At 41.4% G+C, this 25,446-nt stretch carries 27 protein-coding genes; 15 read left to right on the top strand and 12 right to left on the bottom strand.

The window, feature by feature from the left end; all coding sequences use genetic code 11:
* Nucleotides 1-17: 17 nt before the first annotated feature.
* Complete coding sequence (locus AC57BQ_RS08065; RefSeq protein ID WP_496405785.1) at nucleotides 18-530, top strand: GNAT family N-acetyltransferase; 513 nt, start codon at nucleotides 18-20, stop codon at nucleotides 528-530.
* On the opposite strand, the gene AC57BQ_RS08060 is transcribed toward AC57BQ_RS08065, so the two are convergent.
* Together AC57BQ_RS08060 and AC57BQ_RS08055 are read right to left on the bottom strand one after the other, a co-directional pair.
* A complete protein-coding gene (locus AC57BQ_RS08060; RefSeq protein ID WP_496405784.1) occupies nucleotides 527-1,156 on the bottom strand; it encodes a CatA-like O-acetyltransferase in 630 nt (209 codons plus the stop codon). The genes AC57BQ_RS08065 and AC57BQ_RS08060 overlap by 4 nt on opposite strands.
* A complete protein-coding gene (locus tag AC57BQ_RS08055; RefSeq protein ID WP_496405783.1) occupies nucleotides 1,153-1,842 on the bottom strand; it encodes an HAD family hydrolase in 690 nt (229 codons plus the stop codon). The genes AC57BQ_RS08060 and AC57BQ_RS08055 overlap by 4 nt, the downstream gene beginning before the upstream one ends.
* A 156-nt stretch (nucleotides 1,843-1,998) precedes the next feature.
* On the opposite strand from AC57BQ_RS08055, the gene AC57BQ_RS08050 reads away from it, so the two are divergent.
* The gene (locus AC57BQ_RS08050; protein WP_496405782.1) at nucleotides 1,999-2,358 is read left to right on the top strand and encodes a DUF1493 family protein; all 360 of its coding nucleotides are present in this window, start codon (nucleotides 1,999-2,001) and stop codon (nucleotides 2,356-2,358) included.
* A gap of 134 nt (nucleotides 2,359-2,492) precedes the next feature.
* On the opposite strand, the gene AC57BQ_RS08045 is transcribed toward AC57BQ_RS08050, so the two are convergent.
* Both AC57BQ_RS08045 and AC57BQ_RS08040 read right to left on the bottom strand, forming a co-directional pair.
* On the bottom strand, nucleotides 2,493-2,714 hold the full coding sequence (locus AC57BQ_RS08045) for a PspC domain-containing protein (RefSeq protein WP_076373079.1): 222 nt from the start codon (nucleotides 2,712-2,714) through the stop codon (nucleotides 2,493-2,495).
* 1 nt (nucleotide 2,715) lies between these two features.
* Nucleotides 2,716-4,002 (bottom strand): DUF2851 family protein, encoded by a 1,287-nt coding sequence (locus AC57BQ_RS08040; RefSeq protein WP_496405781.1) that lies wholly within the window; start codon nucleotides 4,000-4,002, stop codon nucleotides 2,716-2,718.
* 137 nt (nucleotides 4,003-4,139) lie between these two features.
* Between AC57BQ_RS08040 and AC57BQ_RS08035 the strand changes: the two genes are divergently transcribed.
* Together AC57BQ_RS08035 and AC57BQ_RS08030 are read left to right on the top strand one after the other, a co-directional pair.
* Nucleotides 4,140-5,471 carry an MFS transporter gene (locus tag AC57BQ_RS08035; RefSeq protein WP_496405780.1) on the top strand — a complete coding sequence of 444 codons (1,332 nt, stop codon included), beginning with the start codon at nucleotides 4,140-4,142 and terminating at the stop codon, nucleotides 5,469-5,471.
* Between the two features lie 137 nt (nucleotides 5,472-5,608).
* Nucleotides 5,609-6,685 carry a M20 family metallo-hydrolase gene (locus AC57BQ_RS08030; RefSeq protein WP_496405779.1) on the top strand — a complete coding sequence of 359 codons (1,077 nt, stop codon included), beginning with the start codon at nucleotides 5,609-5,611 and terminating at the stop codon, nucleotides 6,683-6,685.
* A gap of 145 nt (nucleotides 6,686-6,830) precedes the next feature.
* Here AC57BQ_RS08030 and AC57BQ_RS08025 read toward each other — a convergent pair whose 3' ends face one another.
* Together AC57BQ_RS08025 and AC57BQ_RS08020 are read right to left on the bottom strand one after the other, a co-directional pair.
* Complete coding sequence (locus tag AC57BQ_RS08025; protein ID WP_496405778.1) at nucleotides 6,831-7,547, bottom strand: ZIP family metal transporter; 717 nt, start codon at nucleotides 7,545-7,547, stop codon at nucleotides 6,831-6,833.
* On the bottom strand, nucleotides 7,547-8,110 hold the full coding sequence (locus AC57BQ_RS08020) for a phosphatase PAP2 family protein (RefSeq protein ID WP_496405777.1): 564 nt from the start codon (nucleotides 8,108-8,110) through the stop codon (nucleotides 7,547-7,549). Before AC57BQ_RS08020 ends, AC57BQ_RS08025 begins: the two co-directional genes overlap by 1 nt.
* A gap of 306 nt (nucleotides 8,111-8,416) precedes the next feature.
* Between AC57BQ_RS08020 and glmM the strand changes: the two genes are divergently transcribed.
* The 4 genes from glmM to AC57BQ_RS08000 all read left to right on the top strand — a co-directional run bounded on the left by glmM (nucleotide 8,417) and on the right by AC57BQ_RS08000 (nucleotide 12,220).
* Nucleotides 8,417-9,799, top strand: a complete 1,383-nt coding sequence (gene glmM, locus AC57BQ_RS08015) for a phosphoglucosamine mutase (RefSeq protein WP_496405776.1) — start codon at nucleotides 8,417-8,419, stop codon at nucleotides 9,797-9,799.
* Between the two features lie 99 nt (nucleotides 9,800-9,898).
* Nucleotides 9,899-11,035, top strand: coding sequence for a cysteine desulfurase family protein (locus AC57BQ_RS08010; RefSeq protein ID WP_090470930.1), 1,137 nt, complete (start codon nucleotides 9,899-9,901; stop codon nucleotides 11,033-11,035).
* Nucleotides 11,036-11,467: 432 nt separating this feature from the next.
* On the top strand, nucleotides 11,468-11,956 hold the full coding sequence (locus tag AC57BQ_RS08005) for a hypothetical protein (protein WP_496405775.1): 489 nt from the start codon (nucleotides 11,468-11,470) through the stop codon (nucleotides 11,954-11,956).
* Between the two features lie 39 nt (nucleotides 11,957-11,995).
* Entirely contained in the window at nucleotides 11,996-12,220 is a 225-nt protein-coding gene (locus AC57BQ_RS08000; RefSeq protein WP_496405774.1) for a hypothetical protein, read from the top strand.
* A gap of 75 nt (nucleotides 12,221-12,295) precedes the next feature.
* Here the strand turns inward: AC57BQ_RS08000 and accD are convergent, their stop codons facing one another.
* Nucleotides 12,296-13,141: an acetyl-CoA carboxylase, carboxyltransferase subunit beta gene (gene accD, locus AC57BQ_RS07995; RefSeq protein WP_090470923.1), complete on the bottom strand. Its 846-nt coding sequence runs from the start codon at nucleotides 13,139-13,141 to the stop codon at nucleotides 12,296-12,298.
* Nucleotides 13,142-13,361: 220 nt separating this feature from the next.
* On the opposite strand from accD, the gene fbaA reads away from it, so the two are divergent.
* The 4 genes from fbaA (at nucleotide 13,362) to AC57BQ_RS07975 (ending at nucleotide 16,105) form a co-directional block, all read left to right on the top strand.
* Nucleotides 13,362-14,441, top strand: a complete 1,080-nt coding sequence (gene fbaA, locus AC57BQ_RS07990; RefSeq protein ID WP_090470921.1) for a class II fructose-bisphosphate aldolase — start codon at nucleotides 13,362-13,364, stop codon at nucleotides 14,439-14,441.
* A gap of 91 nt (nucleotides 14,442-14,532) precedes the next feature.
* On the top strand, nucleotides 14,533-15,045 hold the full coding sequence (locus AC57BQ_RS07985; RefSeq protein WP_090470919.1) for a low affinity iron permease family protein: 513 nt from the start codon (nucleotides 14,533-14,535) through the stop codon (nucleotides 15,043-15,045).
* Entirely contained in the window at nucleotides 15,005-15,436 is a 432-nt protein-coding gene (locus AC57BQ_RS07980) for a GNAT family N-acetyltransferase (protein ID WP_496405773.1), read from the top strand. Before AC57BQ_RS07985 ends, AC57BQ_RS07980 begins: the two co-directional genes overlap by 41 nt.
* 72 nt (nucleotides 15,437-15,508) lie before the next feature.
* Nucleotides 15,509-16,105, top strand: a complete 597-nt coding sequence (locus AC57BQ_RS07975; RefSeq protein WP_496405772.1) for a hypothetical protein — start codon at nucleotides 15,509-15,511, stop codon at nucleotides 16,103-16,105.
* Between the two features lie 119 nt (nucleotides 16,106-16,224).
* Here AC57BQ_RS07975 and AC57BQ_RS07970 read toward each other — a convergent pair whose 3' ends face one another.
* From AC57BQ_RS07970 to AC57BQ_RS07950, 5 genes are all read right to left on the bottom strand, one after another.
* Nucleotides 16,225-17,001, bottom strand: a complete 777-nt coding sequence (locus tag AC57BQ_RS07970) for a DNA-formamidopyrimidine glycosylase family protein (RefSeq protein ID WP_496405771.1) — start codon at nucleotides 16,999-17,001, stop codon at nucleotides 16,225-16,227.
* Between the two features lie 50 nt (nucleotides 17,002-17,051).
* Nucleotides 17,052-17,936 (bottom strand): helix-turn-helix domain-containing protein, encoded by an 885-nt coding sequence (locus tag AC57BQ_RS07965; protein ID WP_496405770.1) that lies wholly within the window; start codon nucleotides 17,934-17,936, stop codon nucleotides 17,052-17,054.
* On the bottom strand, nucleotides 17,933-18,556 hold the full coding sequence (locus tag AC57BQ_RS07960; protein ID WP_496405769.1) for a pyridoxamine 5'-phosphate oxidase family protein: 624 nt from the start codon (nucleotides 18,554-18,556) through the stop codon (nucleotides 17,933-17,935). Before AC57BQ_RS07960 ends, AC57BQ_RS07965 begins: the two co-directional genes overlap by 4 nt.
* Nucleotides 18,557-18,639: 83 nt before the next feature.
* Nucleotides 18,640-19,194: a carboxymuconolactone decarboxylase family protein gene (locus AC57BQ_RS07955; RefSeq protein WP_496405768.1), complete on the bottom strand. Its 555-nt coding sequence runs from the start codon at nucleotides 19,192-19,194 to the stop codon at nucleotides 18,640-18,642.
* A gap of 117 nt (nucleotides 19,195-19,311) precedes the next feature.
* Nucleotides 19,312-20,364, bottom strand: a complete 1,053-nt coding sequence (locus AC57BQ_RS07950; RefSeq protein WP_496405767.1) for a winged helix DNA-binding domain-containing protein — start codon at nucleotides 20,362-20,364, stop codon at nucleotides 19,312-19,314.
* A 461-nt stretch (nucleotides 20,365-20,825) separates the two neighbouring features.
* Between AC57BQ_RS07950 and AC57BQ_RS07945 the strand changes: the two genes are divergently transcribed.
* From AC57BQ_RS07945 to AC57BQ_RS07935, 3 genes are read left to right on the top strand one after another with little or no spacing between them, the layout of a single operon-like run.
* On the top strand, nucleotides 20,826-21,662 hold the full coding sequence (locus AC57BQ_RS07945) for a hypothetical protein (RefSeq protein WP_496405766.1): 837 nt from the start codon (nucleotides 20,826-20,828) through the stop codon (nucleotides 21,660-21,662).
* Between the two features lie 17 nt (nucleotides 21,663-21,679).
* Nucleotides 21,680-24,130: an alkaline phosphatase family protein gene (locus tag AC57BQ_RS07940; protein ID WP_496405765.1), complete on the top strand. Its 2,451-nt coding sequence runs from the start codon at nucleotides 21,680-21,682 to the stop codon at nucleotides 24,128-24,130.
* A gap of 53 nt (nucleotides 24,131-24,183) precedes the next feature.
* Nucleotides 24,184-25,428, top strand: a complete 1,245-nt coding sequence (locus tag AC57BQ_RS07935) for a YdcF family protein (protein ID WP_496405764.1) — start codon at nucleotides 24,184-24,186, stop codon at nucleotides 25,426-25,428.
* The last annotated feature ends 18 nt before the right edge of the window (nucleotides 25,429-25,446 follow it).

Raw genomic sequence — 25,446 nt, 5'->3', positions numbered from 1 at the left:
AAATACCTTTTTAATATATGCCGATTACTAAAGCATCAGTGATTGATGTTCCTGAATTAAATATACTGGTTAACAACGCCTATCGTGGCGAAGAATCCAAAAAAGGCTGGACCTCTGAAGCTGATATGTTAGACGGCCTCCGGATCGATGAGGATATGCTGAAGACATATTTCGAGAATGAGGCTATTACGATATTAAAACATACTGATGATAAGGGTCAGATCACTGGCTGTGTTTACCTGGAAGTTAAAGGATTGAAATTATACCTGGGCATGTTCAGCGTATCGCCTGTTTTGCAGGGCAAAGGAGTGGGGCGGGGCCTGTTGAAGGCAGCCGAGGAATTGGCCAAACAGTTTAACTGTAACACCATCACCATGACCGTAATCAGCACCCGTGCAGAGCTCATTAGCTGGTACGAGCGCAGGGGTTATGCATTTACGGGCGAGATGCAACCCTTCCATGCCCATGGTCGCTTTGGCAACCCTAAGCAATTGATAGAGCTTATCGTAATGGAAAAGGCAATAATTTAATTGCTGCTGCTCATCAGTTCCTGGAAAAGATCATAATATTGGCCCACATGCAAGCCATCAACCAAAGCATGGTGTACGTGAAGAGAAACAGGCATGCTTTTTTTGCCATTATCTTCTGTCATTTTTCCGAATGATATCTTGGGGCAGCTATCTGGAAACGAAAAGCTGCGGGCATGCGATAAACTGGTAAAATTGATCCAGGGCATGGCCGAATAGTGTACAATATCGTCATCGAGCTTTGGCGCAAAAAGGGTAGTGGTATTTTGCACCCGTTCAATCTCTTTTTTGGCGCCTACTATAAATGTATCCAGGGAAGGGTGAAAATCCATATACGCGAAACCAAAAGTGCCGTTAGCCCGGCCAATAGTTGGCCCAGCGTTTATACGATCATAAACATACACCTCATCACCATAAATACGGTATTTAAATGGCTCCAGTTCATTAACCGCAGTTAATGATTTGTGTAGGTAATACAGAAAAAATGACACCCCATTATCTTTAGCAAAAGCGTATGCCTTGGTACAGTCGATATTGACAACAACACCATAGAAAGGCTCCTCAAAAGTTTTAAAAAAGTTAAAATGTTCTTTGCGAGCCCAGGTATCAATATTTAGTTTATGCTTCATGCGAGTATATATGGCAGAATTTCCCGAAGTGTATCAGCCTGTTTAAAATTTTCGTGGGTTAAATTTGTCTCTACATGCTCATGAGCCCAGGTAGTATGAAAAGGCACATGAATGGCATGACCGCCAATATTAAGCACCGGCATCACATCAGATTTTAAGGAATTGCCCACCATCATAAACTCCGATGGCTTAATATCCAGGTGTTTAATCAATTTGATATAATCATCATCCTGTTTATCGGACATGATCTCGATATGGTGAAAATAATGCGATAGTCCCGATTTTTTGAGCTTGCGTTCCTGGTCAAGTAGGTCGCCTTTGGTGGCCACTACCAATCTGTATTGCTTTTTTAGAGTTGCCAGTACATCTTCCACACCATCTAATAGTTCAATAGGTTCATTGAGCATTTCCTTGCCGTATTGCATAATCAGCTCAATAGCATCCAGGCCTATCTTTTTGTCGGATATTTTTAGCGCGGCCTCTATCATGCTCAGGATATATCCCTTTATACCGTAACCATACAAGGCCAAATTCGCTATCTCGATTTTAAAAAGCTCGCTTGATATGGTATGCTGAGGTAAAAAATTCTCCAGCAAACTGCAAAATTTCTCTTCCGTCTTTAAAAAATAGGGCTCGTTTACCCAAAGGGTATCATCGGCGTCAAAAGCTATAACCTTTAGTTTCATTTGCTTTTATTAACAAGACTGCAATAATAATCATACGGCTTTTATTTCCTGCGGATTTATGGTAACCTTTTTTTGAAAATAATGTCTCCACAGATGCAACCTAATTTTAAAAACAACGTCCTATACATCACATGGTCAAAACTATATTCGATTAAAATGGAAGAACTACTGCCACCCTTAAAAGAATTTATTGTTGATTATTGCAACCGCTATAAGCTGAATCATGTTGATCCGGGCAGCCTGAACCTGGATACAAGCATTGATCTGGATCTGGATATTTTTGATATCGAAATAGATCTGTTCCTGGCCGATTTTGCCGATCAGTTTAAGGTTGACCAATCTAAATTTACCTGGTACAAATATGGCTATCCCAAGGGCTCAACCCGGGTACGCATGATTAAGCTCATGTTTGGCTATAACAGCACCTGGGCCAAACAGTTGGCACAATACTGCTATAAACCTAAATTTATGGTACGTAACCTACAGGATGCCGTAAAAACAGGAAGACTAGTGTAAAATTTCGGAATTCGGATTTTCGATTTCGGATTTTAAGATCATGGCATTAATCATAATCATGAGAATCCCTTAATCCTATAGATCAGGGTTCAGAAAAAAATCAGCGGTATCAACGAAATCAAAAAAATCAACGGTCACAGATCCGTAACCCCGGTATGACGACGTTTTACAAAATTGCGAATGTCCAGTACAATACCTGCAAAGAAATAAAATATCAACGGGAATCCCACAGCTAAAAAAGAAGAGTAAATAAAAAACAAACGAATCTTTGAGATAGAAACGTTAAACTTTTCGCCAAGATAGGTGCATACACCAAAGGAGTATCGTTCAAAAAAAGTAAGGATTCTCTGTATCATGTCAGGCAAGTTTTAATATTTTGTTACCAACGCCACATTGCAGGCATTTCTTATAATTACAATAATTATTTTTCAACTCCAGCAGCGCCTGCGACTCAAAAGCATTGTTAATTTTCAGCCCTAAGGTAATAAAATCTTCTGTAATATTGTTCTGTTCTGCCGGTAAATTTTCCAACAACTTTAAACTTCGGCTAATATAATACTGCTGCTGGTGCTGTTTTCCATAGCTGAACAAAAACAAAGCCAAAGTGTTTATCAATAATATATCGATAGAGGCCGCACCCAGAGTTTTTGATATTGGTTTTGAAACTACATCAAACCGGTAATGATCTTCCCAATAATCATTTACTTTAATATCGGTAAACAAGGCCCGCAACGCGTTGATATCTTTTATCTCAAGTATCTTAGAGAACAGGTGATTTGACTGCACAATCAGCGCCGCGAACTGCGCCAATCGAATAGTCGGGAAATTTTGCGGCCGCAAGCGCATGAACTTCCACAAATGATTTTCGATAGGTTGCAGGTTATACTTTTTCCGCAGAAAACCGTACTCCTTTTTTAGCTTCAATGGATACTCATCTTTTAGCTCCGTCTCCAGGAACCCTGCCTGCCCAAATATCAGGGCTTCAATCTGCATGGGGTTGTTTTTATGCTTGGCCAGCGTGAGCTGCGGTAATGATTTGGCCAGCAATTCAAAAGGTAGAGCATTGGTTTTAAAACCAAAATTGGCAGCCAGGAACTGATAAAAAGTCTCTTCCCAATCGTTATGATTTAAATTTAAGGAATCCGTTACCGCTATGGAACGTTTCTCCAGCCGTTCTACCAACACACGGGTAAGCCAGTTACTCATGATGAGCCCGTCAATGCCGGCTATGCTTTTTTCGCAGGGGATGATCCGTTGATCGCCGAATACCATTTGATGATAACGGTTGTACAGCTCGTCGGGCACGCGGTTTTGGAGTTGCAGGGTGGGTACTTTACGGCCGTTGGCTAAAATAAGCGGGACATCATTGCGGTAAACCACATGCAGTATCACATTATCATAGGCATTATCGGTAGTATGACCATGCTTTTGCCAGTCGGAAGAGGACAAATGCACCTCCACATTTCCGGCCCAAACCGTTTCGCCTATCCGCACACGGGCATTATGAAAATCGGGACCTGAATCGGTATTGGCCATGCCGGCCGAAAGAATCTCCAACTCCTCACCATCATCCGTTTTCAGATCGATACGGTCAAACAGCCTGAATTTCCATACATAGTGCAAAAAGTCTTCGGTAAAAAGCATCAAACAAGGTAATTATTTTGACTGTTGATTGGATATGATTTTTTGGATTTTGTTACGGGATTAAAGGATTACTACGATTTTGGATAAGATCGGTCAAATTCTCTTACATTTATAATCAGATACACTTACCACAACCTATGAAAGAAGAAGCCAAGGAAAATTTATCGATAAATGAAACCAAACCCATCCCCAAAACAACAACCGGGCGTATCAAATCCATCGTAGGGGGCTCCTTAGGTAACCTGGTGGAATGGTACGACTGGTATGTATATACCGCTTTCTCACTCTATTTTTCCGACGCGTTTTTCCCTTCAGATAACCAAACCGTACAGCTTTTAAATACGGCCGGAATTTTTGCTATCGGCTTTTTGATGCGGCCCATAGGCGGCTGGCTCATGGGAACTTTTGCCGATAAATATGGTCGCAAAAAAGCGTTAACCTCATCAGTATTATTGATGAGCGTAGGCTCGTTGATCATCACTATAACACCGGGTTTCCGCTCTATTGGTGTGGCTGCTCCCTTATTATTGGTACTTGCCCGTATTATACAAGGCATAAGCGTAGGCGGCGAATACGGTACCAGCGCTACTTACCTGAGCGAAATGGCAGGCAAAAAACATCGGGGATTTTACTCCAGCTTTCAGTATGTAACGTTGATTATGGGCCAATTGATGGCCTTAGGTGTGCTGGTTTTACTGCAACGCGTTTTTTTAAGCGAACAACAACTGCACGACTGGGGCTGGCGCATCCCATTTGGTATAGGCGCGTTTTTGGCGGTGATCACTATGTATTTGAGACGCAGCCTACAGGAATCAGCCTCATTTACCAATGAAAGCGGTAAGTCAAAATCCGCACAAGGCACTTTAAAGGCTTTGGCTAAACATCCCAAGGCGGTATTTACGGTGATTGGTTTAACAGCAGGGGGCACGCTCGCTTTCTATACCTTTACCACTTACATGCAAAAGTTCCTGGTGAATACATCGGGTTTCAGCAAAAGCAGCGCTACCATGGTATCAACCCTTACGCTGGCGGTGTTTATGCTGCTGCAGCCCGTGTTTGGTCTGTTGTCTGACAAGATAGGCCGTAAACCTTTACTCATAGGCTTTGGGGTATTAGGCACGCTCTGTACCATACCCATCATGACCCTTTTGAGCGAAACCAAAGATGTTTGGGTGGCTTTCGCGCTGATATTGGCTGCCCTGATCATCGTTAGCGGTTATACTTCCATCAATGCAGTAGTGAAGGCCGAGCTTTTCCCGGCTAATGTACGTGCCCTGGGAGTAGGTTTTCCGTACGCCATAGCCGTATCCTTATTTGGCGGCACAGCCGAGTATATAGCCCTGCTGTTCAAGAACGAGCATCATCAACAGTGGTTTTACTGGTATGTTACCGTCTGCATCGCACTGTCACTGATTTTATACACCACCATGAATGATACCCGCAAACATTCTAAAATAGAAGATGAATAATTTAGTATCAAGCAGTTAGTATCAAGTATCAAGATTTTGAAAACCTTTTAACACAAATAAAGGTGTCTTGATACTTGATACTAACTACTTGATACTGGCTAAAAAATATTAATTTTGCCCGCTTACCATCATAGGATATGCCTACATATATGGCCGATAACAATAATCTATTTCAACAGGCAGTGTCTTTACTGCAACAACTGATATCCATACAATCCTTTAGTAAAGAGGAAGACCGCACAGCCGATCTGATCAACGAATTTTTAGAGCAACGCGGTGTGCAAACGCATCGCAAAATGAATAACATCTGGGCCTGGAACAAGCATTTTGATGCCGCCAAACCTACTATTTTGCTCAACTCGCACCATGATACCGTAAAGCCCAACTCGGGCTATACCCGCGACCCATACGACGCTAAAATTGAAGACGGCAAGCTTTATGGCCTGGGCAGTAATGATGCCGGAGGCTGCCTGGTATCGCTGATAGCGGTGTTTCTTTATTTTCACGATCAGGAAAATCTAAAATATAACTTTTGCCTGGCTACTACTGCCGAAGAAGAGATCTCTGGTGTAAACGGCCTGGAGCTTATTATACCTGAATTAGGCAAACTGGATTTTGGCATAGTAGGCGAGCCTACCCTGATGCAGCTGGCCATTGCCGAACGTGGCTTAATGGTGCTGGATTGCGTAGCGCACGGTCGCGCTGGTCATGCCGCCCGTGAAGAAGGCGATAATGCCATTTATAAAGCTTTAACGGATATTGAATGGTTCCGCAGTTTCACATTCCCAAAAGAATCGGAAGTATTTGGGCCTATAAAAATGTCGGTTACCATTATCAATGCCGGCTCGCAGCATAACGTGGTGCCCGCCAGCTGTACCTTTACAGTTGATGTAAGGGTGACGGATGCTTACCGCAATGAGGAAGTATTGGAAATCATCCGTCAGCATGTCAACTGTGATGTTAATCCACGTTCTATCCGCTTAAAACCATCATCTATACCCAAAGAACACCCGATCGTTCAGGCAGGTATTGCTTTAGGTCGTATTACGTACGGCTCACCAACCACGTCAGATCAGTCGCTGCTGGATATCCCATCTATCAAAGTTGGCCCCGGCGATTCAGCGCGTTCACATACAGCCGATGAGTTTGTTTATGTAGACGAGATCAGAGAAGGTATCGATCTGTATATTCAAATGCTGCAGAGCATTAATTAACGATGTGCGGATGATTCGCCATATACGCATAATACCAGTCCGTCATTGCGAGGCACGAAGCAATCCCCAATGAGCAGAGACGCTCTGTAGATAGAGGATTGCCACGTCGTTCCTCCTCGCAATGACGCTTAACGAAAAGACAGGCCTACATCTCTCCCAAAAATGCTCCTAGCGCAATAGCAACACCCAATAACACCGCTATCATTTTGCGCAGGTTAAAGCGATGGTCGGCGCTTGATTCGAACAGGATGGTGGTGGAGATATGCAAAAATATACCGATCACCACACCCATAATACGATTAAAGTAGTGTTGTAAATTGCCAATATTGCCATTGCTGAGCGCTGTGCTGAAAAAATATCCCGCAGGCGCCATCACCGCAAACAAAGCCACGAATAAAATAGTATTCTGTTTACTCTGCTTATTGGTTAACAAAACAGTGCCCAACGCAAAAGCGGCAGGTATGTGATGTAGCGCGATACCATACACCAACTGATCCTGGTTGCCCTGGGCCAGCGGCATACCCTCCAAAAAAGCGTGCAAACAAAGACTGATCATGATCCCCACCGGGAAAATAGCCATGTCATGCTTGGGTTTATGCATGTGACCGTGTTCAATACCATCAGAAAATTGTTCCAATATGATCTGAAAGAGGAAACCGGCCAGTATAAAAACACCCACCCAGTTATCATTACCATGGTAAGCATCAGGTATTAAATGCAGCACCGTAATACCAAACAGGTAAGCCCCGCTGAATGATAATACCAATTTAAGCGTTTTGTGGTTATCGCCCTTAAAGAAAAACACAGAGGTGCCGCCAAAGAAGGCACAAAAGAATAACAAACAAATTTTCCAGACAGCCATTAAAAAGCAGGTTGTAATTTTTTAAACAGTAAAGCGAATAAGCTACCTACCAATGCGCCATAAATAGCGCCACAGGTAATATCAATAGGGAAGTGCACGCCCACATATACCTGTGCAAAACTGATAATACTGGCCCACAGTATAGCCCAGAGCCATATCCAACGCCATTTTCTGAAAAATACCAGGCTCAGGAAAAAGGCCATAGCAAAATGATCGGTAGCATGGGTAGAGGGGAAACTGTAACCCGTTCCGCAGGGTACACGACTAATATCGGTTTGCGAAACAATAGGGTCGCGGCAGGGGCGCAGGCGTTTTACATTATACTTAATGATACTGGCACTGGTAAAATCGGCAAAACCGGCTGTGATAGCCAGCAATAAAATAATGATAGCGCCAGTTTTTTTATAACGATAGATACAAAAGCCAATAATAAACAGGTACAACGGGATCCAGAATTTAGGATTGCGCAGCAAAGGCATGATCCAGTCAAAAAACGGGTTCGACAGATCGTGATTTATAAAATAGAATAAATGCCGGTCGAGTTGTAATAGATGTTCAGGCATTGCCGTTTGTATGTAATGGATAAAAGCCGCGATATGGTGAAGCCGCAATTAGTTGGCAAAGTTATCAATTACTTTAAAACAACATTGATGCGGTACGGTTAATGCTGGTAAATAAACGGATAATTTACAATCAAAGTACATAATGTAGCTTTGTTGCATTTGTAGCTGCATTTTTAAAACAGATTATCACAAACGTTTGCGTGAAAAAAGTGGCTTGTAAATCAGGTTCAGCCCGCAAATTGTACCCGTTTATACACCGCTTATCATTTAAATATTTATACTTTTGCCTCTCAAAACCAAATAATTTTGACACTCATAAAATCTATTTCAGGGATCCGCGGCACCATAGGCGGTGCTGTTGGCGACGGTTTAACACCATTGGATATTGTTAAATTCACTTCGGCTTATGGTGCATGGGCTGTAAAAAAGTCAGGCATCAAAAAAATCATTGTCGGTCGCGACGCACGCTTGTCCGGCGCTATGGTCAACAACCTGGTTATTGGTACGTTGCAGGGCCTTGGTATCGATGTGATCGACCTGGGCTTGTCTACAACACCTACGGTTGAAGTTGCCGTTACCGGCGAGCAGGCGGCGGGGGGGATTATCCTTACCGCGAGCCATAATCCTAAACAGTGGAACGCCCTTAAATTATTGAACGCTAAAGGCGAATTTATAAGCGATGCTGATGGCAAAGAGGTGCTGGAAATAGCTGAGAACAGCGATTTTAATTATGCCGACGTGAACGACCTGGGTAAAGTTACCCAGGACGATAGCTGGATGCAAAAACATATCGACCTCATACTGGCATTACCGCTGGTTGATGTAGCCGCTATTAAAAAAGCCAATTTTAATGTAGTGATCGACTGTGTGAACTCTACCGGTGGTATTTACGTACCCGCCTTGCTTAAAGCACTGGGTGTGGACACCGTTCATGAACTATATTGCGAACCCGATGGTAATTTTCCGCATAACCCGGAGCCACTGCCAGAAAACCTGGTGGCCTTATCCAAAGAAGTAACCGCTAAAAGGGCTCATTTAGGTATAGCTGTTGATCCGGATGTTGACCGCCTTTGCTTTGTTTGCGAAGATGGCAATATGTTTGGCGAAGAATATACCCTGGTAGCCGTAGCCGACTATGTACTGCAAAATAATAAAGGCAATACCGTATCAAACCTGTCATCAACACGTGCGCTGCGCGATGTTACCGAAAAAGAAGGCGGCGAATACCACGCCGCAGCGGTAGGCGAGGTGAATGTGGTTAACAAAATGAAAGAGGTAAATGCTGTTATTGGCGGCGAAGGCAATGGCGGAGTAATATATCCAGAGCTGCATTACGGCCGCGACGCTTTAGTGGGTATCGCTTTGTTTTTAACCCATCTGGCTAAGTATGGTAAATCTATTTCTCAGCTTCGTATGTCATATCCCGGTTATTTTATTTCTAAAAACAAAATAACCCTGACGCCTGAAATGGATATAGATGCCCTTTTAACTAAGGTTGAACAAAAATACAGCAAACAGCCGCATAGTACCATTGATGGCCTGAAGATAGAATTTGACAAAGAATGGGTACATTTGCGCCGGTCAAATACCGAACCCATCATCAGGATATACTCTGAAGGTAATTCGGAGACGGTAGCAAACGGCCTGGCAAACAAAATAATTGCCGACATAAAAGAAATATTAAACTAATTATTGCATTACTGGAGTAAGGATTTTTGGAACAAGGAGTAAAGACTCATTCAAAAATCATTAATTCACTAATTCAATAAATCAATAATTGTACGAGAGATGCGTGTTTACTTTGATAACGCGGCCACCACACCGCTTGATCCGGAAGTTTTAAAAGAAATGTACAAAGTGATGGAGAACCATTATGGTAACCCTTCATCTATTCATGCCCACGGTCGCGAAGCACGCACACTGATCGAGCGGGCACGCAAAACCATAGCCGGTTTGCTGCACACTTCACCTGCCGAGATATTTTTTACCTCAAGCGGTACCGAGGCCGATAATACAGCCATTCGCTGCGGTATTGTTGATCATAACATTACCCACGCTATTACCAGTCATATAGAGCATCACGCGGTGCTGCATACGCTGGAGGCGATGGAGAAATCGGGCATAATTAAACTGAGCTTTGTTGATGTAGATAGCAAGGGTAATGTTGATTATGATCACCTGGAAACATTATTGAAAAATAATGAGCGCAGTTTTGTATCTATCATGCATGCCAATAACGAAATTGGCACCCTGTCTGATATGATCCGTATCGGTGATCTTTGTGAGGTATATAACGCCATTTATCATTGCGATACCGTACAAACCATGGGTCATTATCAACACGACCTGAGTAAGTTAAAAGCGCATTTTTTGGTATGTGCCGGGCATAAACTGCACGGGCCAAAAGGTGTGGGCTTTTTACACGTGAACCATCGTATTAAAATAAAACCGTTTATTTATGGCGGCGCACAGGAGCGTAATATGCGTGGTGGTACCGAAAACATTTACGGTATAGTAGGCCTGGCCAAAGCGCTTGAGCTGGCCTATGCCGAAATGGAGCAGCACCGCAACCATATACAAGACCTGAAAACCTATATGATGGGCAAACTGACTGACCAGATCCCAGGCATTAGCTTTAATGGCGAAACAGATCCGGAGAAAAGTTTGTACACCGTATTGAACGTGGCTTTCCCGGAAATGGAAATGGGGGATATGCTGTTATTTAACCTGGATATCGCGGGAATTTCGGCATCAGGTGGCAGCGCCTGCAGCTCAGGTACCGACATTGGTTCGCATGTGCTTACCGCTATTGGAGCCAGCTCATCAAAACCGTCGGTAAGGTTCTCGTTCTCCAAATACAGCACCAAAGAAGAAGTTGATTACGTTGTAGCCAAAGTTCGTGAACTTTGCCCCGTGAACGCTTAATTTCCTGAAACTATCTTACTAAGATCTCCCATAATTTTAGTATATTTATATAACTCGCAGCCCGGTTACCCTTCCATAGGTAACCGGGCTGTTTAGTTAAGGGTAAAACCAAGCCAAAAACCGACCATTTTGCAAGTAGTTATTTGACAATCAATCAATTAATACTTTTTAAAGTTTCAAAAACTGCTCAAAACCGTGTTAAAATTTGTTAAAAAGTGTTAAAATCGATGGTTTTGAATGATTTTCGACCCGTTTTTAGCCTGTTTTTGCACCGAAAAGTGTTAAAATTAGAGGTTTAAAAAGTTTTTGGGAGGCCGTAAAATTTTTAATTTAACTTTTTCCTTTACGGAAATAAATTATCCTACTTTGATAATTTAAAAAAACAATATCAACTCCCGGTTGGTTTATCAATTACCACCAAATTGAAAACCTATGATAACTAATAATGAAGAAGCCTGGGATTCCCGGGATAATAATCGTAATGATTTCGACAATACCCATAACTCTCCCTCTCGTCAAAATGAAGACGCCTTTAATAGCAACGAATTGGATGACGACGAATTAAAAGAGGATGAAGGCGCTTATACTAATGATCTGAAACCCACGTTTAATCAAGAGGACCTAAATGATGAGGACGAAGAATATGATCGTCCTGCTGAAGTGCCTGGAGAAGAGGATGATAACGAGCTACCTGATGAGGGCCAAACCAAAAAAGAAGGCTCCGGCTACCACAGCCAGCAGGAAGTTGACCAGCCTACCCGTGGCGCTGATACCTCATACAGTGAGAAAAACGACGTAACGCCACCAAATAAAAAAGAATTTCCATCACAGGGCCTGGCCAAAACCGATTTTGAAAGCCGTCCACAAGGACGTACAACCGGCAGAATGATCGGCCATGAACCTGGTACCGAGAGTATATAATAAGTACTTTGATTATTTATAGAATAGGAGGATGAGAAGATGAACAGCTATTTAAAACCTGGCACCAATCAAGGTAATAACAAAGGAACAGCACCGAATTACCTGAACACTTATTCAGGCGCCGTTCAAAATGAAAGATACATTGAAAAATATGGGCCTCATAGAGGTAATTTCAAGGTATTTCACAGTGATGGCAGTTTCGCCGACCTTCCCGACCAACATGTGGAAGGTGGAGGCGCAAATGCAGGTGCAACTACCAAATAACTTATTTATTTCCTTTACAAACAGAAAAGGCCATCCAAAATGGATAGCCTTTCTGTTTGCTTAAAAAACAATATTTTAATTAGCCATCATTTTGAGGAATGAGGCAAGTTTTTCTTTCATTTCCCGGCGGTCAACAATAAAGTCAAGGAAACCGTGCTCCTGAACAAATTCCGCGGTCTGGAAACCTTTCGGCAGATCTTTTTTAATGGTTTCTTTAATTACCCTTGGGCCTGCAAAACCTATCAACGCGCCTGGTTCAGCGATATTGATATCGCCCAGCATAGCATACGATGCCGTAACACCACCAGTAGTAGGATCAGTCAATAAAGAAATATAAGGAATTTTAGCCTGTGACAATAAAGCCAGTTTAGCTGATGTTTTAGCCATCTGCATTAATGAAAAGGCTGCTTCCATCATCCTTGCACCACCCGATTTGGATATCATCAGGAATGGAACTTTATTAGCGATACAGTAATCAATTGAGCGGGCAATCTTCTCGCCAACTACTGATCCCATGGAACCGCCGATGAAATTAAAATCCATACAAGCTATAACCAGATCCTGTCCGTCAATTTTGCCTGCTCCAGCACGTATAGCATCCTTTAAACCGGTTTTAAATTGGGTTTCGGTCAATCGGTCAGTATATTTTTTAGTATCCTCAAAATGCAAGGGATCGCCTGATGTCAAATCGGGGAATAACTCAGTAAATTCGTTATTATCAAATAGTACTGCAAAATATTCTTTTGAACCTATACGCAGGTGGTAGCCACAATAGTGGCAAACATATTGATTTTCAACCTGCTCAGAATAATGCAGGGGTTTCTTACAATTCGGGCATTTATTCCAGATCCCATCGGGGGTTTCTTTCTTTTCCTCAGTAGTCGTAATTATCCCTTTCAACTCTCGTTTAAACCATGCCATATCTATGTCGAGCTCTTTCAATTGACTACAAAGAAACGAAAAATATTATAACAAGTAGTAAGTAATCCATGTTCAGTTTTATTTGTTAAAATTATTTTTATCCAACAAAGTGTATAAATTACAGTATGTGAGTAACTAAATGGTTAAATCGTAACAAATAATCAGATACTTATACCTAAAACCAAGAAATTTTATAACTTCGAGGCCCAAATAAAAGCTCATGAATTTAAAAAATTATAAAGGTGTTCTGCACGGCGATCAGGTGCAGGAACTATTTGAAGTTGCTAAAAAGCATCAGTTTGCTTTACCTGCGGTAAACGTTATAGGTACTAATACCATTAACGCGGTTATGGAAACAGCCAAGCTGGTAAACTCCCCGGTAATTATTCAACTGTCAAATGGTGGCGCACAGTTTTATGCTGGTAAATCATTAGATAATTCAAAACTTCAGGCATGCATATTAGGTGCGGTATCGGCTGCAAAGCATGTGCACTTATTGGCTGAGCACTATGGTGTGGCCGTAATTTTACATACCGATCACGCAGCCATGAAGTTTTTACCATGGATTGACGGCTTGCTTGATCATGGTGAAAAATTCTTTGCCGAAACAGGTAAACCACTTTTCTCATCACATATGCTTGACCTTTCTGAAGAGCCTATTGAAGAAAACATTGAAATTTCGGCAAAATACCTGGCCCGTATGGCTAAATTAGGTATGACACTGGAAATTGAGTTAGGTGTAACCGGTGGTGAAGAAGATGGCGTTGACAACTCTGATGTTGACAGCTCACGTTTATATACCCAACCAGAAGAAGTTTCTTACTCTTACGAGCACCTGTCAAAGGTTAGCCCTCGTTTTACAGTGGCTGCAGCTTTTGGTAACGTACATGGTGTTTACAAACCAGGTAATGTGAAATTACAGCCAGTGATCTTACATAATTCACAAGAGTATGTAAAACAAAAATTTGGTTTAACCGATGCAAAACCGATCAACTTTGTATTCCACGGTGGTTCTGGTTCAAGCCAGGAAGAGATCCGCGAAGCTATTTCATATGGCGCTATCAAAATGAACATTGATACCGATATGCAATGGGCTTACTGGGAAGGCATTAAAGATTATTACAAATCAAAAGAAGCTTACTTGCAACACCAGATTGGTAATCCGGAAGGTGAAGATTCTCCAAACAAAAAATATTATGATCCGCGCGTTTGGTTGCGTAAAGGCGAAGAAACCTTTGTTAAAAGGTTAGCTGCGGCTTTTGAAGATCTTAACTGTGTTGATGTGAACAGCAAGTTATAATATTCATCAAAAACTAACAAAGCGCTGTTACATTTGTTGTAATGGCGCTTTGTTGTTATAAGCGTTTCCCCAACCCAATAAATAAAAATATATGGCAGAGATCGCTAAAAAAAAGAAGAATTTATTTGAACGTTTTGCTAATTGGGCAACCATTGCTACGGGCAGTTCCGGAGCTTTTTTAACGGCTATCAGCATCATCATTGTGTGGGGCATCACCGGGCCGATATTTCATTATTCTGATACCTGGCAGCTTATTATCAATACGGGTACAACCATTGTTACTTTCCTGATGGTTTTCCTGATCCAGAAATCGCAAAACAAGGATTCAAAAGCCATCCATTTAAAATTGAATGAGCTGCTGGCCTCGCACCAGGGTGCCAGTAACCGGATGGTGGATATCGAGGATATGAATGAGAAAGAGCTTGATCAGCTGCATAAATTTTATGTGCAACTATCGATACTTGCGGAAAAGGAAGACGATCTTACATGCACACACTCTATCGATGCAGCCGAAGAGAACCACAATGCCAAACTAACTATACTTAAAACCAAACCACATTATAATGCCCACAAACTCAAGCTTAGAAGTAAGAAAAGTAACTGAGCAAGCCGATCTTGATAAAGTTTTTGCCGTAAGGCGCGAAGTTTTTGTAGTTGAACAAAACTGCCCTCCCGAATTAGAATGGGAGTTTGAAGACGAATCGACCCACTTCCTGGCAACCGTTGATGGAGTACCTGCCGGTGCCTGTCGTTGGCGAAAAACAGATAAAGGTTATAAACTGGAGCGCTTTGCTGTATTAAAAAAATTCCGGGGTCATGGAATAGGGCAGGCCCTGGTGCAAACAGTTTTGGACGATCTGCCGGCTGATGCCACGTACGTTTACATGCACGCGCAAACACAAGCCGTATCATTATATGAGCGGTTTAATTTTGAAAAAATAGGTCCGGAGTTTGAAGAAGCCGGCATCTGGCATTATAAAATGATCAGGAAATAAAAGCCCAACCTTGCAACCAATTCATATTTGGTTTCGTCTTGCTTTTATTAACATCATTTTGTAAACTGTTTTATGATCAATCACTGCCTGCCGCTATCCAAAGTATTTAAATTACTATTTATCTGTTTTATTTGTTTTGTCGCTTTCAATAGCCTGGCCCAGGACAAAACCAAAACCATTGGCCATAAAGCCCGGTCTGGAACAACCAATAATAGCTTTGGTATAGTACAAGGCGCACAGGTAGGGATCAGGATGAATGCCGGCCACAAACTGGTTGAATTACTGAAATTGAGCTTTCATGTCGACAACCTGGGCAAGGATACTATTCCCTTTAAAGTAAACGTGTATGCGATGGGCGATAAATTGCCAGAGGGTGACAACCTGGTTAAAGAAGAAATAAAGGGAACAATTGTAAGGGAAAAAGATCCTGGTGGGCCATTGATCAATAATCAGTTGATCAGTGTTGATCTTGCACCCTATAAAGTTGATGTTAAAGGCGATATCCTTGTTTCTGTTGAGTTTTTAAATACTATGACCGGAAAATCCCTCGGCTTTTCATGCGGATTACTCAACGGAGGTACTTATTATAAAAAGAACCAGGATACCGAATGGAAAAAAATACCTATTGTTGGTGCCGATTTTAATGTGCAGGTGAAGAAGTTGAAGTAGAAGGAAATAAACATTAAAACACGCGTCATTGCGAGGTACGAAGCAATCCCCAATAAGTAGGGCCACTCTGTAAAGTATAGAGATTGCTTCGTACCTCACAATGACGTATTATTTGATACCTAACTATACAACTCCTGCTCTTCGGTATAATAGGTTTTCCTGGTACCTTCCTTTATGATGATCTTTTCGCCTTTGGGGCTATGGGTCTTTTTTGAATTGTGGATGTGCATAAAGTCCCTTACTTCGCCGTTAATGATATCCGGGTTTGATTTAAGAATTGCTTTTTCAGCTTCTGTAAGCACATCGTGAATAGATTTAACCAACTCCTTTATTTTGTCTTCCGGAATTTTATTGCTTATGGACATTGGTGATATACCTGCATGCCACAAGATCTCGTCGGCGTAAGCATTACCAATACCCCGAATGATCTTTTGATCAAGCAGTACAGTTTTGATATTGGTTTTTGTCTTTTGCAGGCGAGCGGTCAAATATTCAACGCCACCATCTTTTGATAAAGCATCGGGGGATTCTTTTTCCTCCGGGTTTAAAGTAGGATTGGCTATCCCCTGGAAATCTGTTAACACCAATCCACTACCGTCAGTAAAATGCAATTCAATGATGGGATATTTATTCTCGTTTTTACCCTCAAATAAGAATAGCTTGCCATGCAGCATCAGGTGCAGGCCAAGTACATCACCTTTGGAAAATCTAAGGTAAAGCTCTTTGCCTTCGCGATATATCTTATCCAATTTTTGCCCCTCCAGCGTATCCTGCAGTTTCTGATGGCTCACATTCAATTTTTTGGCATTGATAACCGCAATTTGTTTTACCGTTTTTCCGGCTAATTTTTTGTCCAGGTTATGGCTAAAGGCTTGCAGATCGGGTAATTCAGGCATGATAACAGGTATTTAATATGGAAACCAAATATAGCAGGATAAGTTTTAGTTTAAGCGCTTGCACGACCATAACCAACAGTATCCCGGTATAATTGCGGCGATACATCAGCATTTGTTTTAAAAAAACGGCTGAAATAATATTCATCCTCATAACCCAATTCGTATGCTATTTCCTTTATAGGTCTGTTAGTTAAATACAACTCACGTTTGGCTTCAATAATAATGCGCTCGGCAATCAGGTTACTGATGGTTTTATTAAAGTGCGTTTTGGTAATACGGGCCAGAGCCTTGGCTGATATATTCAGCATATCGGCATAGTGGCTGGCGCTATGTTTGGTTTTAAAATGAGTTTCAATAGCATCCTTAAGATCCTGTAATATATAAGGTTCCCTGGCGTCTTTATCGGGGTCGTGTAAAATTTCCTGTTGTTCTGTTTTTAAACGGGATGCTGTTATCAGGAAAATTTTGAGGTATGATATCAGTATTTCATACTGTGCCAGCGCTTTATTCAGCATTTCCACTTTCATTTGCTCCAACAGTAAATTTAAGAGCGATTCGTTTACAGCATCAACCATTACATAAGGCGGCTTGTATATATTATCAAACAAAATACCGCTGCATGATACTTCTTTATGATGCTTAAGGATACAAAAAAAATCTGGGTGAAACTGTATGGCTACACCCTTGATAGGCTCTTGTGCCAATAGCATGAATGGCTGGTAGATCGAAAAGGCCAGCATCCGGCCGGCTTCAAAGCTGTATTCAGAAAAATCTGATTTTAATATGCCTGACCCTTCTTTAATCCAAATAAGTGAGAAATAGTTATGACGCTGCAAATGATCAAAGTGACTATTATCATCAAACCAAAATAATTTGAAGGCGAGGTTCCCTTTCGGTTCATCAATCAGTGTAAATGTATTTTGCGTATTGCTCATTTGTTATTGGTAGTAGCTAATTGTGCTTTCAAATCGGCATTTTCTTTTCTTAACTTATTGATATACTCGTGCTGAGCCATGAATTCATCCTGAATCTCTTCCAGGGTATATCTTGGCGTTATATGTTGCGGACAGTTCCAATCGTACGCTTTCACTTTAAATAATATTATTCTTTCGGCTTTAAATTTATAATCTTCAAGATTAAGTTTGTCATACAGATATAAGTTATCTTCAATCGGGAGTACACTGGCTTCGGCAAATATTTTCAACCTTGTCCTGGCTGCCTGGTCAAGAAGGAATAACGCTACTTTGTTATTGGTGACTAAATTGCCTGTTGAAATATATTGTTTGTTACCGCCAAAATCAATAAAGCCAAGCGTTTCCGAATCAACCACTTTCAAAAAGCCTTTTGGCCCACCACGAAACTGAATGTAAGGATAACCATTTTCACTTATGGTCGACATATAAAAATTATCCTGCCGGGCGATAAATTCTTCTTCGCTTTCCGTTAATCCATCAGTGTAACGATGTTCTTCCATCCGGCCATAACTGGCACGGCTACCATAACGCTCCTGAAAATCTTTTACGGCATCGGTAAAAGCCATTTTTGGATAATTCATAACATTAGTTTTAGTAAAGTTAAATAATACAGCAAAAGCCAAAGCATTTGCTGTTGACTTTTACTGTTAACTGAATATGATCATTAAGCTTCAATATCCTGTAGTGCTTTTGCAACCGGGAAATCAATTACGGTATCGGCAGTATTGTTAAAATAGTTGGTTAATATATTCAGGGCAACGTGACCAACAATTTCGCCTATTTCACCATCGGTAAAACCAGCGGCTTTTACAGTATCCACATCGCTGTCATTCACCAGGCCATTTTTAGCGACCAGGGTATTAGCGAAATTCAGGGCTGCTTCGGTCTTTATATCAGCAGATTTGCCAAGACGTGCATTTACCAGGGTATTGGCATCAATATGTACCAATTTTTCGCCGATGTAACTATGAGCAGATACACAATAATCACAACTGTTTTTTTCTGATATAGCCAATGCCAGTAGTTCGCCGTTTTTTGCGCCGAGTGCCCCGTGCGCCAAAGCACCACTTAAATTAAGGTAACCTTCTAATAAGGCAGGGGAGTTACCCATTGTACGCATCATATTAGGAACAACACCTAATTTACTTTGTATTGCATTAAATAATTCTTTTGTTTTGCCTGTTGCTTCGTCAGGATTTATTGCTGTTAAACGTGCCATTGTTTTGTCTTTTTAGTTTGTCGTTATTGACAATACAAAGTTGCATACAAGCGCTTCGCTGTAACATGGATGAATATCGTTAGTACATGGACAATTTTCCCAGGTAACACCCTCTATTTATGAAAAAAGGAATTTTCTGTATTTGGAACTAGCTATTTCGACAGCTTTTTCTTGTGTTTTATTTAATGGGCCAAACAGGTTTAAATTGATATCAACGGATTTGGTTTTGATGGTTCGTTTCCAGGTACCCACCACCTGATTGTCGACCACTATCGCAGGGTCAAAAATTACGTGTCGTGCCTGTTTAAGATATTTTGGATTAACCAAAGCGTCGCGATCTTTATAGGCGATGGCAAATTCATCAAATGCCGGCAATAAATAGGCTTTTGTTTTTGGCGATAGTATATCTGTTATATTATCCGGCATCCAATAAGTGCGGCCATCAATCACGTCGCTAATCAATTGCGATTTGACATGCTCAAGCCCTATACCAGCATCAGTTACCGTTAAACCCGACCAGTTTGCAAAATCGTGCAGGGTAGCAGGTCCCCGGCTGTTGAAATAACCGAGGGCCAGTTTGGTTAGCGCTTCTTCATGGGTTAATACTGGCGTTAGGGGCGCCCGGTCGTCAAGTAGGGCATAAGTAAATTGTTTGCCAACCCTGGCTCCGCTGCAAATTACCTGGTCAAGTTCGGCACGCATCAGTATTATGGTAAACCTGATATCATCGGTCGCAATACCTGCCTGTTTAAGCAGGTCTAAAACTTCGGGACGACTCAACTGCTTGTTACCCTGAAGGGCTTTGGCTAACAGCTCATTGGTTTTATTAAATGAAGTATCGGTAAACCCAAATTTCCTGTAAAACGGCACATTTATAGCGTGAATACGCGGCGCGGTAAGCGTTAATAACCAGCGGATATCCTGTGGCGAAACAAAATGCCAGGTGGGGCGCAGCAAATGCGTACGCAATATTTTGCCATCTGTTATAGCTTGCTCTATTACATCTTCGCTGGTGTCAGGCATCCGCAAAGCTACCGCCCATTTAGCTCCTGCGTAATCCTGGGCTTGCATAGCTACCATTTGTTTAACAACATCTTCAGGCTTACTAAACTTTGGTTTATAAATATGCTGATTATAAATTCGCTGAACAGCCAGATAGTTATCCTTCATAGTGATTCTTGATATATAAAGTTAAAATTAATGATCAGGAATGACAGCAGTTTGTCAGTAGAAAAAGATACCATAATTTATTGCAGATGTCATAATCACTAAACAGGCGGGCCATTTTGTTATAAAAGTGGGTTTACATGGTTTACATTTTTTATGGTTAACATTTATTTATAAAATTGAAAATCAGATTATTACAAGTATTTTACCATAATAAAGTGGGTTTACATGACAACCATAAAACAAAGTATTCCATGTCATTAAATAGGGGTTTATGCAATATTCAATATCGGGCGATAGGGTTAGCAATTGGATTTTTAATTATATTTAAAAAAAGCCAGGGAATAAAACATATTACTTTCTCTATGGTAGTATTTGTAACAAAGTCATAGTCAAAAGCCCGCTAAACACTATGTTTACTTTGATTTAATTATGGGTTAATATAAAGGGGGTTATTTCACACCATGAAAAGAGAGCTTTACCTTATTCTGCTTTTATTGACATTAAGCCTGGCTGGAAAGGCGCAAAATGATCATTCCATAAATCCTACGGGGAATTTTATAACTGCAGCTCCGCAACCATTCCTGTTTTCTGTTAATACGTTAACCGGAAGTTCTCCATATTGGAGTTTAAATTATTCCGGAAGCTATGGAGAACGTACACTAACACCATTTGGTTACGATGGGGTTGATCAACAATTAGCTGTCAAGGGTTACCTGGGCAACCGGTTTACATTATATGCTAATGCCGCTGTAGGGTTTGCACGTGACGGTGGCACAACCAGTGCGCAACAAGCAGAATTAATGCATGATTTTATTGGCGGTAAACAACCATTTGGCCCACGCATCGGTCTTAGCTTAGGTGGTAGTCGCGACTGGACAAATGTTAAATCTATATTCAGCCGTGTTACAGCTTCGTTTGATGCTGCATCATGGCGATTTGCAGGGAACCTGCGCTTTGAAAAAGCTTTTGATAAATCACGGGACGGCATTGATCTGGTAACCAGTTTCGGTTTTCATCATCGTATTGCCGGCAACTTTTTCGGTGGTGTAGAGGCTGTGGGTGAAGATCTGGAAGGTTTTTGGGAAGCAGATGAGGCAGAAGGAGGGGCTAAGCTATTAGTTGGGCCGTCAATCAATTACGTTCCTTCGGGTTCAAGGTTTGGGTTTTCTATTTGTGGCGGCCCAATTATTTATGCAACTCGTAGCAATGTTGTACCATCAGAAGCGATAAGGGACCTATCCACACTATCACAAAACGGATACACCATCAGAGCCCAGGTCTCATTTAATTTACATTAATATTTACTCAAACTATTATGGGTTCAATTAAAAACATAGGTTATGTTATAGCCTTAAGCTTATTGGTTAATGTATCAGCAATGGCGCAGATACCTGGTCAGGTAAAAAAGACAGGGCAGGTATTACTTCCCAATGGTTGGAAATTAAGTCCGGCCGGGCGATCTTTAACCTTGGGTGATCTGCCTTTAAATATGCAGCTAAGTATATCCGGCAAATTACTGGCAGTAACCAATAACGGGCAGAGCACACAATCCTTACAGCTTATAGATCCCAAAACTGAAAAATTATTGGACGAACGGGTACTGGGTAAATCATGGTACGGATTAGCCTTTAGCCGCGACGAAAAACACCTTTACGCGTCTGGGGGTAATGATAACTGGATACTGGATTTTCATTTAAAGGACAATAAATTAAACCAGGCAGATACAATAAAGTTGGGTATGCCCTGGCCTAAAGGTAAAATATGCCCTACAGGTATCGCTGTAAATAAGAACAATACCAAATTATACACAGTAACTAAAGAAGACAGCACTCTGTATATAATTGATCCGCAGGCAAAACAGATCCTTCATAAAGTTCAACTGCCAGCTATAGCCTACAGTTGCGTGTTATCTCCAGATGAAACAAAACTATACGTTTCGCTTTGGGGCGGGCGGGCTGTCGCGGTGGTAAATACAGTATCGCAAGTAATTGAGAACAAAATACCAACCGGCGACCATCCTAATGAATTGCTTTTGAATAAAAAAGGCAACTACCTGTTTGTGGCAAACGCTAATGACAATACGGTTTCCATCATCAATACCATTAGTAATAAGGTAATTGAAACGGTTGCTACCACATTATATCCAACAAAGCTTACCGGCTCCACCACCAATGGGTTGGCATTAAGTGCTAATGAAAAAACATTATACATTGCTAATGCCGATAACAATTGCCTGGCTGTTTTTGACGTATCCAAACCCGGTTATAGTAAAAGCCAGGGTTTTATCCCGGTAGGCTGGTATCCTACCAATGTAAAAACATTGGGCAATAAAATATTGGTGACTAACGGAAAGGGGCTAAGTTCTATGGCTAATCCGCAAGGTCCACAACCCATTTCAAAAGTAGATAATAGTGGTTACCAAACAGGAAGTACCGCCAACAACCGCTTACAATATATTGCAGGTTTATTTAAAGGCTCATTATCTTTTATTGATGCGCCAAAACCAGAGCAGTTGAAACAATATACCCACCAGGTTTATGCCAACACGCCATTTACAAACAAAAGAACCATAACTGCTGATGGTGAAACAGGAAACCCTATCCCCCGTAAACTGGGCGAAAAATCACCCATAAAACATATCTTTTATATCATTAAGGAAAATCGCACTTATGACCAGGTTTTGGGAGATATGCCTGGCGGCAACGGGGACACCTCTTTAACCTTATTTGGGAAACACGTAACCCCTAACCATCACGCTTTAGCCAGCGAGTTTGTCTTGCTTGATAATTTTTATGTTGATGCTGAAGTTAGTGCCGATGGGCATAACTGGAGCATGGCTGCATACGCTACTGATGTAATTGAAAAAACCTGGCCAACGAGCTACGGCAGCCGCGGTGGCAGCACCAGCTTTGAAGGTGGCCGGCCGGCTACTTATCCGCGCGATGGCTTTATATGGGATTATTGCAAACGAGCCGGTATTACTTATCGTAGTTATGGCGAATTCAGTGATGATGGCAAGGCAAATATTAAAACACTGCAAGGGCACATTTGTCCGCAATCACCCGGCTTTAACCTGGATATAAAAGACCAGGTTAGGGTTGATGCATGGCAACATGACTTTGATTCATTGCTTACCATTAACGCGGTGCCTCAGTTTAATACCATCCGTATTTCAAATGACCATACCAGCGGACAAAAGAAAGGTAAGATATCGCCCGTTGCTGCTGTTGCCGATAATGATCTGGCAATAGGCCGTTTTATCGAACATCTGTCACAAAGCTCTATCTGGAAAGAATCTGTTGTATTTATACTGGAAGATGATGCTCAAAACGGCCCTGATCATATCGACGCCCACAGGTCACCAGCATTCGTAGTAGGCCCTTATGTAAAACGTAACGCGGTTGTACATACGATGTATTCAACTTCGGGCTTTCTGCGAACCATGGAGCTTATATTGGGTTTACCGCCAATGAGTCAGTATGATGCCGGAGCAATGCCCTTATATGAATGTTTTACCAGTAAGGCTGATGTAACGCCTTATCAACTAAAACCGGCAGAGGTTGATCTGGAAAGGCGAAATATTGCCAATAACGAAAGTAGTCGGCGGTCTGAATCCTTCAACTTCGCAAAAGAAGACGCCGTGCCCGATCTTGATCTGAACGAGGTGGTTTGGAAATCCGTAAAAGGCGAACATTCAACAATGCCGGCACCTAAAAGAAGTGCTTTTGTGTTATTGGAGCAGAAAAAGAAAGACGATGATGATTGATTTAATCAATTGACATTAACCACCATTTATTAATAACATCAACATTTCTTCTCATGAGTTTTAAGAAATACTTATTCCTATTATTAAGCTTTACCGTTTTTTATACTTACGGCCAGTCAGCTGATCAAAATTACAAACTGGTAGGCAGCAATTTTATACAAACCAAAAACTACTACCTGCTTACTTTATTTCAAAATAATGCCGCGGCAAAACAGCTGTTAAGTGACGATCCGGAACTGACTAAACTGACGCAAACCAGGTTAGATAATATTAAATCGTCTCTAACAACTTGTAAAGATCCATTATGTTTAACTCAAACCCTGAAATTTAGTCCGGATGAGATCAAAGCAGTTAGCGACAGACTTACAACTCTGTATAAAACAGGTAATGCCTTAGACAATTTGGTAAAACAACATTTAATACCTTCAGGTACTTATCAGCAATTTAATAGTTCATCACCTGTTCAAATATTGATTAGTGCATGGGAACAGGATGCTAAAGCGGTCAACTACGCTATTGAGGTTTATGCTGAGGGCCGCAAACCTAACTATCCGGCCATTGACTCTATCAGCTTCAACGTAAAAAGCAGGGGATATCTAAACCTGGTTTATGATGCTTCAGCGACGATATGGGATGAAAGCAAAAAGGAAAAACTTTTTTTTGCCCCTTCCATGAATTACGCCTTACATTGTCTTGAAATAAACGAAAGGGACGATGCGGCCAATGACGAGCCAATGATCTCAGGGATCAATAAAAACGCTTATAACCGGATAAAAACTATCAATTGGGCTAAATATAAATACACCATGATCCTGATACCCGGAGCTGGCCCAGACATTGCCGGAGTAGTTTTAAGCGCCGAGGGGATGCTGCGTTGCCGCATAGCCGCATTAAGGTATTTTGAAGGATTAGCGCCTTTTATCATGACATCAGGAGGCAAAGTTCATCCATATAAAACAAAATATTGTGAATCTGATGAAATGAAGAAATACATGGTAGAAAAACTGCATGTACCTGAAAACGCCATATTTGTTGACCCGCATGCACGGCACACTACTACCAATATGCGTAATTGTGCCCGTATTATATTCCGTTACGGGATGCCATTCAGCAAACCATGTATCACCTCAACAGATAAATCACAAAGCTATTTTATAGCCAATATGGCCAGCAGATGTGAAAAAGAGCTGGGATATGTGCCTTACAAACTGGGTAAACGCCTGTCAGATACCGAACAGGAATTTTATCCAACAATTGAATCCCTGCGTATTGATAATGATGAACCCCTTGATCCATAGCAGATCGGTTTATCAGAC

The organism is Mucilaginibacter sp. BGA-UO-ETr-C110 (assembly GCF_059567985.1).
The sequence above is the reverse complement of the archived record's forward strand: the minus strand, read 5'-3'. Positions and strand labels throughout refer to the sequence as shown.